This window comes from Mesorhizobium sp. CNPSo 4684, from assembly GCF_057784315.1.
Genome location: NZ_JBWLUX010000014.1, coordinates 84946 through 97293, shown reverse-complemented (window position 1 = coordinate 97293; position 12348 = coordinate 84946). Strand labels below are relative to the sequence as shown.

The 12348-nt window shown below is 63.4% G+C and carries 11 protein-coding genes; 6 read left to right on the top strand and 5 right to left on the bottom strand.

Features of this window, described 5'->3' with window-relative positions; all coding sequences use genetic code 11:
* Window positions 1–10: 10 nt before the first annotated feature.
* The 3 genes from AC04SG_RS15255 to AC04SG_RS15245 form a co-directional block, all read right to left on the bottom strand.
* On the bottom strand, window positions 11–925 hold the full coding sequence (locus tag AC04SG_RS15255) for an ABC transporter permease subunit (RefSeq protein WP_488551717.1): 915 nt from the start codon (window positions 923–925) through the stop codon (window positions 11–13).
* A gap of 7 nt (window positions 926–932) precedes the next feature.
* Window positions 933–1817, bottom strand: a complete 885-nt coding sequence (locus AC04SG_RS15250; RefSeq protein WP_488551716.1) for a carbohydrate ABC transporter permease — start codon at window positions 1815–1817, stop codon at window positions 933–935.
* A 107-nt stretch (window positions 1818–1924) separates the two neighbouring features.
* A complete protein-coding gene (locus tag AC04SG_RS15245; RefSeq protein ID WP_488551715.1) occupies window positions 1925–3277 on the bottom strand; it encodes an extracellular solute-binding protein in 1353 nt (450 codons plus the stop codon).
* Window positions 3278–3558: 281 nt separating this feature from the next.
* On the opposite strand from AC04SG_RS15245, the gene AC04SG_RS15240 reads away from it, so the two are divergent.
* Together AC04SG_RS15240 and AC04SG_RS15235 are read left to right on the top strand one after the other, a co-directional pair.
* Window positions 3559–4602 carry an endonuclease/exonuclease/phosphatase family protein gene (locus AC04SG_RS15240; protein WP_488551714.1) on the top strand — a complete coding sequence of 348 codons (1044 nt, stop codon included), beginning with the start codon at window positions 3559–3561 and terminating at the stop codon, window positions 4600–4602.
* 127 nt (window positions 4603–4729) lie between these two features.
* A complete protein-coding gene (locus AC04SG_RS15235) occupies window positions 4730–7174 on the top strand; it encodes a bifunctional diguanylate cyclase/phosphodiesterase (protein ID WP_488551713.1) in 2445 nt (814 codons plus the stop codon).
* Here the strand turns inward: AC04SG_RS15235 and tlpA are convergent.
* Window positions 7171–7866, bottom strand: coding sequence for a thiol:disulfide interchange protein TlpA (gene tlpA / locus AC04SG_RS15230; RefSeq protein WP_488551712.1), 696 nt, complete (start codon window positions 7864–7866; stop codon window positions 7171–7173). The two genes, AC04SG_RS15235 and tlpA, sit on opposite strands and share 4 nt — an antisense overlap.
* Before the next feature lie 35 nt (window positions 7867–7901).
* Here tlpA and argH point away from each other — a divergent pair, with 35 nt between their 5' ends.
* The 3 genes from argH to lysA all read left to right on the top strand — a co-directional run bounded on the left by argH (window position 7902) and on the right by lysA (window position 10907).
* Window positions 7902–9302 carry an argininosuccinate lyase gene (argH, locus tag AC04SG_RS15225; RefSeq protein ID WP_488551711.1) on the top strand — a complete coding sequence of 467 codons (1401 nt, stop codon included), beginning with the start codon at window positions 7902–7904 and terminating at the stop codon, window positions 9300–9302.
* Window positions 9303–9372: 70 nt separating this feature from the next.
* Window positions 9373–9579: a hypothetical protein gene (locus AC04SG_RS15220; protein ID WP_112562243.1), complete on the top strand. Its 207-nt coding sequence runs from the start codon at window positions 9373–9375 to the stop codon at window positions 9577–9579.
* Window positions 9580–9638: 59 nt separating this feature from the next.
* Window positions 9639–10907 carry a diaminopimelate decarboxylase gene (gene lysA, locus AC04SG_RS15215; protein WP_488551710.1) on the top strand — a complete coding sequence of 423 codons (1269 nt, stop codon included), beginning with the start codon at window positions 9639–9641 and terminating at the stop codon, window positions 10905–10907.
* Window positions 10908–10927: 20 nt separating this feature from the next.
* On the opposite strand, the gene AC04SG_RS15210 is transcribed toward lysA, so the two are convergent.
* On the bottom strand, window positions 10928–11230 hold the full coding sequence (locus AC04SG_RS15210) for an ArsR/SmtB family transcription factor (RefSeq protein ID WP_112562241.1): 303 nt from the start codon (window positions 11228–11230) through the stop codon (window positions 10928–10930).
* Window positions 11231–11280: 50 nt separating this feature from the next.
* Between AC04SG_RS15210 and AC04SG_RS15205 the strand changes: the two genes are divergently transcribed.
* Window positions 11281–12222 (top strand): threonine/serine dehydratase, encoded by a 942-nt coding sequence (locus AC04SG_RS15205; protein ID WP_488551709.1) that lies wholly within the window; start codon window positions 11281–11283, stop codon window positions 12220–12222.
* The last annotated feature ends 126 nt before the right edge of the window (window positions 12223–12348 follow it).

Genomic DNA, 12348 nt, shown 5'->3' with positions numbered 1-12348 from the left:
TGTTTGCTCCTTATTTTTCGGTGGCGATCAGGCCGCGCACGAACCAGCGTTGCATAAGCACCACGACGACCAGCGGCGGCAGCATGATGATCAGCGTGCCGGCCATGGCAATGTGCCATTCGGGGGCGCCGCCGACATTGGGGATGAGCTGTTTGAGTTCGGTCACCGCAGTGGCATGCGACTGGTCGGTTGTGATGAGCAGTGGCCACAGATACTGGTTCCACGCCCACAGGAACATGATGGTGCCGAGCGCGGCCATATTGTTGCGCGACAGCGGCAACAGGATATCGATGAAGAAGCGCAGCGGTCCGGCGCCGTCCATGCGCGCTGCCTCGGTCAACTCGTCGGGAACGGTCAGGAAGAACTGCCGGTAGAGGAAGGTGCCGGTGGCGGTGGCGATCAGCGGCAAGATCAGGCCGGGATAGGAATTGAGCATCCCCAGGTTGAGCGCGACATGCACGCCCGAAACCTTCTCGATCAGCCAGGATAGACCGGTCAGATCCATGATCGTCTGATAGGGTTCGAACACATTGGCGACGACCGCATAGGTCGGCACGATGCGCACCTCCAGCGGCAGCATCAGCGTCACGAAGATCAGCCAGAAGATGAAGGTGCGGCCGGGATAGCGGAAATAGACGATCGAGAAGGCGGTGAGCGCCGAGATGATGACTTTGCCGGCGGCGACACCGGTCGCCATGATGAAGCTGTTGAGCAGCTTCGGTCCGAGGTCGGCCGTTACCCAAGCCGTCTTGATGTTGACCCAGAAGTCGCTGCCCGGCAGCAGCGACATCGGCACGTCGTTGACGTCCTTGAGGTTGTGCGATGCGGCGATGGCCACGATCACGAACGGCGCGATGCAAAATACGAAGCCGACGAACAGGATCACATGGGTGAAGAAATTCAGGAACGGAGTGCGCTCTACCATCGTCATTTCACCTGTAGTGCACGCGCCGCTCGATGAAGCGGAACTGGAAGATGGTCAGCACGATGATCAGCAGCATCAGGATGATGCTCTGTGCGGCAGCACCGGAATAGTCCAGCCCTTTGAAGCCGTCGGAATAGATCTTGTAGACCATCAGATTGGTGGCGTTGGCCGGGCCACCCGAGGTCATGATGTCGACGATGCCGAAGGAATCCTGGAAGCTCTCGGTGATGTTGATGACGAGCAGGAAGAAGATCGTCGGTGTGATCAGCGGGAACTGGATGTCCCAGAAACGCCTGATGACGCCGGACCCGTCCATCGCCGCCGCCTCGATTAGCGAGCGCGGTATGGCCTGGAATGCGGCGAGGAAGAAGATGAAGTTATAGCCGACATATTTCCAGGAAAAGGCGACGATGATCGACGCCATGGCATCAGCGCCGTCAAGGCCGGGATCCCAGAAGCCGGGCCAGACCTGGTTGACGACGGCCATGAAGCCGGCTTCCGGCGCCAGGATGAAGCGGAACGCCAGCGCCAGCGCAGGCGCGGCGATGCCGTAGGGCCAGATCAGCACCACTCGGTAAAGGCGCGAGCCGGCAAGCTGGCGATCGGTGAGCGCGGCAAGCACCAGCGCGATGAACATCGCCAGCCCGGTGCTGATACCGGCAAAGATGAGGCTGGCGGTGATCGAATTCCAGTAATCTGCGTTGGACAGGATCGAGCGGAAATTGTCGAGCCCGACCCAGATGTTGCCGCCGCCCCATGGCTGCTGCAGCGTCAACGACCAGTACACCGCCTGGCCGGCCGGCCAGTAGAAGAAGGTGAAGATCAAAAGCAGCTGCGGCACCGCGAAGAGGATGCCGATAGTCCACCTGCTGAAGGTAACGCGTTTTTCCATGGATCCGCCCAGGCCGATGAACCGCCGGCCCGTTTTCCTGCGTGGAGACTAGATGCGAAATGGCCGCCCGTCGATTCTTGGCGGGCGGCCATGCCGGTATCCGGGGGTTAGGGCAGGGTCTTGCCCGGATAGGTCTGCTGGAAGCGCTCAAGGATGGCGTCGCCATTCTTGACCAGCGTGTCGAGGCCTTCCTGGACGCTGACCTTGTTGGCGAAGATCGCCTGCATCTGGGTGCCGAACTCGGCGCGGATCTGGGTGAAGTTGCCCAGGCGAATGCCACGGGTGAATTCGGTCGGCTCCGACGCGGTCAGGCTGGCGATCGCGACTTCACGGCCCTTGTAGGGCGCCTTGTCATAGAAGCCCTGGGACTTCAGGTATTCGAAGCCCGACTTGGTCACCGGGATGTAGCCGGTGTTGGTCGACCAGAACAAAGCCGTCTTGGGGTCGTGGATGAAGTTCAGGAACGCGGCCGCTCCCTTGTATTCGGCGTCCGACTTGCCGGAAAGCACCCACAGCGAGGCACCGCCGACCAGCGAGTTCTTGCGCTCGGTGCCGGCATAGACCGGCAGTTCGGCGACATCCCAGTTCATGCCTTCTTTCTGCGTCTTGCCGACGGTACCGTGGTCGCCGACCGAGGTCATGATGACCTGGCAGGTACCGGTCGCGAAGGACTGCACCATATCCTGGCCGAGGTCCTTGGACTTGATCTTGATCAGGCCGGCATCATACCACTTCTTCAGATCGGTGACATACTGGACGAACTTGGTCTTGTTGACTTCCAGACGGGCGTCGAGGCCGTCATAGCCATTGTTCTTGGTGGCGATCGGCTGGTTGTGCAGAGCCGAGAACTGCTCCATCAGTTGCCAGCTTTCATTGGCTGAGATGTTGATCGCCATCGGGCATTCATAGCCGGCGTCCTTCAGGGCCTTGAGGTCGGTGGCGACATCTTCCCAGGTCTTCGGTGCCTCTGTCTTGCCGATCTTGGCGAAGGCGTCCTTGTTCCAGTACATCAGCGGGGTCGAGGAATTGAACGGGAACGAGAGCATCTCGCCCTTCGACGTCGCATAGTAGCGGGCGATGCCGGGGAAATAGTCGGCGTAGTCGATCTTGTAGCCGTTTTCTTCCATCAGCTTGTCGGCGGGCTTGTAGGCGCCCGACAGCATCATGGTGGCGGTGCCGACGTCATAGACCTGCACGACGGCAGGCTGCTTGCCGGCGCGGAAGGCGGCGATGGTGTTCTGCAGCGTGGCGTCGTAATTGCCCTGGCTGGTGCAGACGACTTCATAGTCGGCTTGCGAAGCGTTGAAGTTCTTGCACAACGTATCGACGACGCGGGCGAGGTCGCCCGACAGGCCGAACCAGAAATCGAATTTGACCGGCTCCGCGGCAGCCGGCTGCGCCAGCGCGATGCTGAAGGCGCCGGCGGCAAGGGCCGCAAGGCCCTGCTTGAAGATCGACATGGATTTTATCCCTCTTGAGTGGCTGATGACATCAGGCTTTGCGCAAGTCCCTTGCCGCTCTCATAGAGAAGGTATGTGACAGTTCTGTTGTGCCCTTTCAGGCCTGTGGACAGCCAGTCTCTCCTCCTCGACGGCCACGCCGGCATGAAACCGTCACATCGGCGCTCTAGGTAGCTAGGGCGCCTCGGAACGGCGAAAAGACCCTGCCGAAAGAATGATTATCCGGCTAATGTATCCTGCCAGATGACGGCGCCGGATGACGGACTTGAGTGGAGAGACGAATGCTGGTCCAGCAATTAACGCATGTGCCCGTCGCCGACCGCCAGGCGATGCGCGAAGGCCCGCGCGACAGCGCCACCCACCTGCGTCATGCAGCCGCCATTCCCGCGCTCGGGCAGATCGAGATCGGCGGCACGGCGTCGCGCGATAAGGCCGGCGAGGCCCTGACCGTTGTGGCCTGGAACGTTGAGCGGCTTCGCTACGGCGATGCCATCGCCGCAACGCTTGCCGCCCAGTCTCCCGACGTGGTGCTTTTGTCCGAGGTCGACAACGGCATGGCGCGCTCCGGCAATGGCCATCCATTGCGGACGCTGGCTGACCGGCTCGGCCACGCCTATGCCTATGGCGTCGAATTCGTCGAGCTCGGCGGCGGTAACGAGGCTGAGCGCGCAAAAACTGGCGAAGTCGCCAACAGTGAGGGCTTTCACGGCAACGCCGTAACCAGCGCCGTGCCCTTGCAGCGGCCCTTTCTGGTGCGCCTCGACGCGGCCGGCGGCTGGTTTCGGCCTGAGTGCGGCCAGCCGCGCATTGGCGGCCGCATGGCGATCGGCGGCCAAGTGCAGCTCGGCGGCCGTCGGGTAACGGTCGTCTCGGTGCATCTCGAAAACCGCACCGATCCTGCCGGCAGGGCCGACCAGACCCGCCATCTCCTCGATGCCATCGACAGATACGATCCCGAGGCGCCGGTGCTGATCGGCGGCGACTTCAACACGTTGACCGCCACCCATGAGGAACGCAATGACGATCCTGTCGCATGGCGAGCGCGCATCGCGGCCGAGCCCGGCCGGCTGATCGATGACATCGAACGCCACGAACCACTGTTCGCCGTCCTTGCCGGGCGCGGTTATGGCTGGCAGGCCGCCAACAATCTCGATTTGCCGACACAGCGGCGCGAGGCCGGCAATCCGGCACCAGTCGGCCGCATCGACTGGTTCTTTACCCGTGGCCTTGCGGCAAGCGCCCCTTCAGTTCTGCCTGCGGTGCTTCCGGATGGCCGCCCAAGCTCCGATCACGAAGCGCTGCTCGTGACCGTGCGCCTGGAATGAGAAAAGATCGCCGCAAGGTACAACCTGAAAAACCCGCTGTAGTTGTGACGCGCATAACCGATTCTTCAAGCGTCCCGCACTAATCAAGTCGATGGCTTGATTGCTGCGGGAGAGCAGGTGGGGCGAGATGCTGACGGTCTATAATTGCATCGTGCACGAGCACGATCTGAGACTGGTCGCACTGGCAGCCCTTATTTGCGGTATTTCTTCCTTCTCTGCGGTCAATCTGCTTCGCCATGTCGACCGCTCAAGCGAGCGCAACCGCTATACCTGGCTGATGATATCAGCCACTTCCACCGGCTTCGGTATCTGGGCGACGCATTTCATCGCCATGCTTGCCTTTTCTCCGGGAATACCCAACGCGTACAATGCGGAACTGTCGGCGCTTTCGCTCGCCGCTTCCGTCGCCCTGACAGCCGCCGGCATGTGGATTGCCACCTTGCGCCGGGGCATCGACTACGCCCTGGTCGGCGGCGCGATCCTCGGTGCCGGCATCGCCGCCATGCATTATATCGGTATGGCCGCTTTCGAGGTCGAGGGACGCATCGTCTGGAACACGCTTCTGGTCGCCGTCTCGCTGCTGGCAGGCGTCACCCTCGCCGCACTGGCGCTGGTGGTCGTGCTGCGGCGCCCGTCCATGCAGGCGACCATCGGCGCCGCCGTCCTGTTGACGCTGGCGATCTGCACCCTGCACTTCATTGCCATGGGCGCGGTGTCGATCTTCCCGGACTCATCCATTGAGATATCGCAGTTCACGGTCGAGCCGGTATCGCAGGCCTTCGCCGCCGCTGCAGTCAGCCTGGTTATCCTGGTGCTTTCAGCCGCGGCACTGTGGATCGACCTGCGCTTCCGTCGTCACAAGCTCGAGGCCGAGCGTATGCACGGCCTCGCCAACGCCGCCGTCGAGGGCCTGATCGTCTGCGACGGCACCCGCATCGTCAGCGCCAATGACAGCATCGCCGCTCTCACCGGCATGGCGCCGGAGGCGCTGAACGCGATGCTGCTCGGCGACCTCTTCGGCGAACGCACCGCGGCCAGCATGTCCGACTGCAGCGGACAGGCACAGGAAGCCGAGTTGAGAAGCCATGACGGCACCTCCATCCCCGTCGAACTGATCGCCAGGAGCATCGACTATTGCGGCAAGCGGCATAGCGTCGTCGCGGTACGCGACATCCGCGAACGCAAGAAGGCCGAGCAGGAGATCCTGCGCCTCGCCCACTTCGACCCGCTGACCGGGCTCCCCAACCGCCGCAGTTTCTCCGGCCGGCTCGAGGCCGAAATTGCCGCAATGAACCGCGGCGGCAAGGGCGGGCATCTTGCGCTGTTGCTGCTCGACCTCGACCGCTTCAAGGAAGTGAACGACCTGTTCGGGCACGGCGCCGGCGATGCCATGCTGCAGAAGGTGGCGCTATGCGCCTCCGGCGTGCTCCGCCAGGGGCAGATGCTGGCGCGTCTCGGCGGCGACGAGTTCGCCATCATCGCCCCGAACCTTTCTGATCCGCAGGCAGCCGGCCGCATCGCCGAGGCGGTGCTGGCGTCGATGCGCGAGGAAAACCGGCAGTCGGTCGGCGGCGGCCTGGTGTCGGCCAGCATCGGCATTGCACTTTATCCGCTCGACGCCGATGAACCCACAGCCCTGGTCAGCCACGCCGACACCGCCCTCTATCGCGCCAAAGCCGAAGGCAAGGACACCTACCGTTATTTCGAGGCCTCGATGGGCGCCGAGGCGCGCGACCGGCGCGTGATGGAGCACGAACTGCGCCAGGCCATAGCGCGCAATGAGTTTCGCCTCGTCTACCAGCCGCAAAAGGAGATCAGCAGCGGGCGGATGGTCGGGTTCGAGGCGCTGATCCGCTGGCGCCATCCGCAGCGCGGTGACGTGTCGCCGGCCACCTTCATCCCGGTGGCCGAAGACAGCGGCGTCATCATTCAGATCGGCGAATGGGTGCTGGCGACAGCCTGCGCCGAGGCTGCCCGCTGGAAGAGCCCTCTCACCGTCGCGGTCAATGTCTCGGCGGTGCAGCTCCACAACCCGAATTTCAGCCGCAAGGTCCACGAGGTCCTCCTTGCCTCCGGGCTAGCGCCCGGCAGGCTCGAACTCGAGATCACCGAAACGGCGCTGGTCAAGGATATGCCGCGCGCGCTCGCCACCTTGCGGCAGGTCAAGGCGCTGGGCGCGCGTGTGGCGATGGACGATTTCGGCACCGGCTACTCCTCGCTGTCCAACCTTCGCGCCTTCCCCTTCGACAAGATCAAAATCGACGGCTCGTTCATCAAATCGGTCGACAGCAACGGCCAGGTGGCGGCCATCGTGCGCGCCGTGCTGGGGCTTGGCCGTGGTCTTGGCCTTCCGGTTCTGGCCGAGGGCGTCGAGACGCTGGGCGAACTGAAATTCCTTGACGCCGAGGCCTGCGAGATTGGCCAGGGCTATTATCTTGGCCGGCCGAGCCCGATCGAGCACTTCAGCGACCTGACCGGCGTCACTGCACCAGCTGGGGACGACGCCCCGATCAAACCGCGCAGCGGCAGCATCCTGATGCTCGAACCGGCGGCGGCGCTTCGCTCAGCCTAAGGCGCGAGCGCGGCCTCGACGAGCCGCTTGGCATCCGGTCCCGACCATTCGGCCGGACCATTCATATGGGCGACCAGGCAGCCTTCGCCGTCGATCAGCATGGTGACAGGAAGGCCGAGCGCCAGGCCGCGCGTCTTGACGTCGTTGAACAGCGCCAGCGTCGAATCCCGATAGAAACCAAGCTTCTCGATGCCGATGTCGCCAAGGAATTTCTTCGGCTTCACATCGTCGCCGGCGTCGACATTGACCGCGATCACCTCGAAGGCGTCGCTGCCCTTTTCCTTCTGCAGCGCATCGAGCGCCGGCATTTCGGCACGGCAAGGCGCGCACCATGTCGCCCACAGATTGAGCAGCACCGTCTTGCCGGCATGGTCGGCGATCGTCATCGGCTTGCCGTCGGGACCGTTGAAGGCCAGGCTTTTCAGCGATTGCGGTGGATCGGCGGGCAACAATGCCGCAACCTGGCCCGTGGCCGCAGATGCAACCTTCTTGGCGCGGTCGCTCTTGGCGGCACAGGCGACGTCGTCCTTGCTGCCGCCAGTGGCAGCTTGCGCCGGCGTGCCGCCGGAGGCTGCGTTGTTGCCAGAACCGCTCTCGCTGACATATACCGCGACCGCGCCCGCCAGCACGCCCGCCACCAAAGCGGCAAGGATCAGGCGCGGGGCCGGGAAGTATCTATTGCCGTCTGCCATTATTCTAAAACTGCTCCGGAGCACGGGTTATAGCGATGAGCGACAAGAAGGCCAGCAACCAGATGTGGGGCGGACGTTTTGCCTCGGGTCCGGCCGCCATCATGGAAGCGATCAACGCGTCGATCTCGTTCGACCGCAAACTCTATGCTCAGGACATAAGAGGTTCGATCGCCCATAGCGAGATGTTGGCTGAAACGGGCATTATTTCGGCGGCCGATCAAGAAAAAATCGCTCACGGCCTGAACACGATCCTGAAAGAGATCGAGGCCGGCACGTTCGAATTCTCGACCCGTCTGGAAGACATCCACATGAATGTCGAGGCACGCCTCGCCGATCTGATCGGCTCGGCCGCCGGCCGCCTGCACACCGCCCGCTCGCGCAACGACCAGGTCGCGGTGGACTTGAGACTCTGGGTCAAGGACGAGTGTTTCCGTGTCGCCGAGGCGCTGAAGGGTCTGATATCAGCCTTCCTCGAGCGGGCCGAGGAGCATGCCGCAACCGTCATGCCGGGCTTCACCCATATGCAGGCAGCGCAGCCGGTGACCTTCGGCCATCACTGCATGGCCTATGTCGAGATGTTTTCGCGCGACCTGTCGCGCGTCCGCGACGCCATCGAGCGGATGGATGAAAGCCCCTTGGGCGCGGCAGCCCTTGCCGGCACCAGCTTCCCGATCGACCGCCACCAGACCGCAAAAGCGCTCGGCTTCCGCGAACCGATGCGCAATTCGCTGGACAGCGTTTCCGACCGCGATTTCGCGCTGGAGTTCTTAGCCCTGGCAGCGATCTGCGCTACGCATCTGTCTCGGCTCGCCGAAGAGATCATCATCTGGTCGACGCCGCAGTTCGGCTTCATCAGGCTATCGGATTCCTTCTCCACCGGCTCCTCGATCATGCCGCAGAAGAAGAACCCGGACGCCGCCGAACTGGTACGTGGCAAGACCGGCCGCGTCACCGGCCATCTGGTCGGCCTGCTGACGGTGATGAAGGGCATGCCGCTGACCTATGGCAAGGACATGCAGGAAGACAAGGAATCCGTCTTCGACGCCGCTGAAACGCTCGATCTGATGCTGGCCGCGATGACCGGCATGGTGCGCGACATGACGGTGAACACCGCCGCCATGAAAAAAGCCGCTGGCTCAGGCCACGCGACCGCGACCGACCTTGCCGACTGGCTGGTGCGCACGCTGGGCCTGCCCTTCCGCGAGGCGCATCATGTCACAGGCCGCGCGGTGGCGCTGGCTGAAGACAAGAAGGTCAGCCTGGAGAAGCTTTCGCTGGAGGATCTGCAATCGATCAACCCCGGCATCACCCAGGACATCTTCTCGGTGCTTGCGGTGCAGAATTCGGTCAAGAGCCGCACAAGCTTCGGTGGCACCGCGCCGTCGGAAGTCAGGAAGCAGATCCGTACCTGGAAAAAGCGCATCGCCAAGGCATGATGCCGGGGTGCAATGCGCCGAAAACTCGGTTAAAAGCGGCAGCACATAAAAGTTTCGGACGGATGGATCGATGACCGCACGCAGGATTTTGGTGACGCTGACGCTGCTGACGGCGATGGTCGCCGTGACCGCCTGCGGCCGCAAGGCCGGTCTTGACACGCCCTATGAAGCAGCCGTCCAGGCCCGCAAGGACGCCGAGCGCGCCAAGCAGCCCGTGCCGCCGGAGCCGGAAAAACCGGTCGTGGACAAGAAGTTCATCCTCGACCCGCTGCTCTAGAGCCGACGAGACCGGCTTGGTTTATCTGGTCTCTTGCTCCAACTTCCGGAAACACTCTCGTGAACCATTTCGACTACCGCGACGGCGTGCTCCATGCCGAGGACGTGGCGATACCAGACATCGCCGCAAGCGTCGGCACGCCGTTCTATTGTTATTCGACGGCAACGCTGACCAGGCATTTCCGTGTCTTTGCCGGGGCCTTCGCCGGGCTCGACACGCTGGTCTGCTACGCCTTGAAGGCGAATTCCAACCAGGCGGTGCTGCGCACGCTGGCAAGGCTGGGCGCCGGCGCCGACACCGTCTCGGAAGGCGAAATGCGCCGCGCGCTCGCGGCCGGCATCCCGGCCAACAAGATCGTGTTTTCCGGTGTCGGCAAGACCGCGCGCGAAATGGATTTCGCACTCGAGGCCGGCATTCTCTGCTTCAACGTCGAATCCGAGCCGGAGCTGGAATTGCTGTCGGCCCGCGCCACGGCACTCGGCAAGGTGGCGCCGGTCTCGCTGCGCATCAATCCGGATGTCGACGCCAGGACGCACAGGAAGATCTCCACCGGCAAGGCCGAGAACAAGTTCGGCATTCCGTGGCAAAGGGCGCGCCAGGTCTATGCCCGTGCCGCGGGCTTGCCGGGCATCAAGCCCATCGGCATCGACACCCATATCGGCAGCCAGATCACCGAGTTGCAGCCCTTTGACGACGCCTTCGCGCTTCTGGCGGAACTGGTCGGCGCGCTGCGCGCCGATGGCCACGCCGTCGAGCACGTCGATCTCGGCGGCGGCCTCGGCATCCCCTACCGCACCGACAACAGCCCGCCGCCTCTGCCCGATGCCTATGCCGAGATCGTCAGGAAGCATCTGACAAAGCTTGGGGTGAAGGTGATGTTCGAGCCGGGCCGGCTGATCGTCGGCAATGCCGGCATACTGGTCTCGGAAGTGATCTTCGTGAAGGAAGGCGACGCCAAGAATTTCCTCGTCGTCGACGCCGCCATGAACGACCTGATCCGGCCGACGCTCTACGATGCCTTCCACGACATCAAGCCGGTGGTGCAGCCAACCGCCGACACGCCGCGCATGGCGGTCGATGTCGTCGGCCCGGTCTGCGAGACCGGCGACTATCTCGGCCTCGATCGTGACCTGCCACGGCTGAAGTCTGGCGACCTCATTGCCGTCTCGACGGCCGGCGCCTATGGCGCGGTGCAATCCGGCACCTACAACACAAGGCTTCTGGTGCCTGAGGTTCTGGTCGACGGCGACCGCTTTCATGTCGTGCGCCAGCGCCAGACCTATGACGAGCTGATCGGCCTGGATTCGGTGCCCGACTGGCTTGCATAGAAGCCGCCGCGCCGGCTGCGCTACAGCCGGTTCTGGATGAGCATCCTTGTGTCGGCGATCTTGTCCTCGTCGCGGCGGTAGAACGTCCATTGCTTGATGCGCTTGGGGCGCAGCAGGCCGGCCTGGGTAAGCACGCGCATATGCTCGGAGAGCGTCGCCTGCGTAATGCCGAGCTTCTCTGCGATCAGCAGCGCGCAAACGCCGTCCTCGACCAGATCGCCGTCTGCCTGGGCCGGGAAGTGCGCCCGCGGATCCTTCAGCCAGTCGAGGATCTGCAGTCTGCGTTCGTTGGCGATCGCCTTGAAGACATCAACCTCTTGCATTTAGTCATTTTGCCAAGTTACTAATTGCTGTCAATCCCAAGGAGATGGTCATGACCAACGGCAACAGCATCACGCGCGAACGCATTGCCGCGATGGAGCCGCGCATCCGCCCCTATGTCAGACACACGCCGGTATTGCGCGTCGACATGGCCGATTTCGACCGGCCGCCACTGGCGGTCGACCTCAAGCTCGAATGCCTGCAGCATTCCGGCTCGTTCAAGGCGCGCGGCGCCTTCACCAATCTGCTGGAACGGCCGGTGCCCGCGGCCGGCGTCGTCGCGGCGTCGGGCGGCAATCATGGCGCCGCTGTCGCCTATGCCGCCATGCGGCTCGGCCACAAGGCGACGATCTTCGTCCCTGAAGTCAGCCCGCCGGCCAAGCTTCAGCGCATCCGCGGCTACGGCGCCGAACTGATCGTCGGCGGCGCCCGCTATGCCGAGGCGCTGGCTGCCAGCGAGGCTTTTGCCGAAAACACCGGCGCGCTGCAGATCCACGCCTTCAACCAGGAAGAAACACTGGTCGGCCAAGGCACGCTCGGCCTCGAAATCGAGCAAGACTTGCCTGAAATCGACACGCTGCTGGTCGCCGTCGGCGGCGGCGGCCTGATCGGCGGCATCGCCGCCTGGTTCGCCGGCCGCATCAGGATCATCGCCATCGAACCCGAGGGCGCGCCGACGCTGCATCGCGCCTTCGAGGCCGGCCACCCCGTCGATGCGCCAGCCGAAGGCGTCGCCGCCGATTCGCTGGCGCCCAAGCGCGTCGGCGAAATGATGTTCCCGATCGCCGAGGCCTTTGTCGAGCGCTCCATCCTGGTCACCGACGATGCCATCATCGCCGCGCAGAAGGCACTGTGGGAGCGGGTGCGGATCATCGCCGAGCCGGGCGGCGCCGCGGCCTTCGCAGCGCTGTTGTCCGGCCGCTATACGCCGGCGCCGGGCGAGCGGATCGCGGTCCTGGTCTGCGGCTCGAACACCGATCCGGCGAAATTCTGAGTCTTGCTTTGACTGAATTGCGGGTGGAAACCCGCCAAAGCTCTTCAAGTTTTCCGGAACCGCCTCGCCTTTGCCGTGTTTGCTGGTAAACTTCTGCTTGTTGAGTCCGGGCTATCCTGCCCGGGC

Bases quoted from the DNA above. Each gene is read 5' to 3' on its own strand.
- AC04SG_RS15255 (WP_488551717.1), bottom strand. From the start codon at position 925: ATGGTAGAGCGCACTCCGTTCCTGAATTTCTTCACCCATGTGATCCTG.
- AC04SG_RS15250 (WP_488551716.1), bottom strand. From the start codon at position 1,817: ATGGAAAAACGCGTTACCTTCAGCAGGTGGACTATCGGCATCCTCTTC.
- AC04SG_RS15245 (WP_488551715.1), bottom strand. From the start codon at position 3,277: ATGTCGATCTTCAAGCAGGGCCTTGCGGCCCTTGCCGCCGGCGCCTTC.
- AC04SG_RS15240 (WP_488551714.1), top strand. From the start codon at position 3,559: ATGCTGGTCCAGCAATTAACGCATGTGCCCGTCGCCGACCGCCAGGCG.
- AC04SG_RS15235 (WP_488551713.1), top strand. From the start codon at position 4,730: ATGCTGACGGTCTATAATTGCATCGTGCACGAGCACGATCTGAGACTG.
- tlpA (WP_488551712.1), bottom strand. From the start codon at position 7,866: ATGGCAGACGGCAATAGATACTTCCCGGCCCCGCGCCTGATCCTTGCC.
- argH (WP_488551711.1), top strand. From the start codon at position 7,902: ATGAGCGACAAGAAGGCCAGCAACCAGATGTGGGGCGGACGTTTTGCC.
- AC04SG_RS15220 (WP_112562243.1), top strand. From the start codon at position 9,373: ATGACCGCACGCAGGATTTTGGTGACGCTGACGCTGCTGACGGCGATG.
- AC04SG_RS15210 (WP_112562241.1), bottom strand. From the start codon at position 11,230: ATGCAAGAGGTTGATGTCTTCAAGGCGATCGCCAACGAACGCAGACTG.
- AC04SG_RS15205 (WP_488551709.1), top strand. From the start codon at position 11,281: ATGACCAACGGCAACAGCATCACGCGCGAACGCATTGCCGCGATGGAG.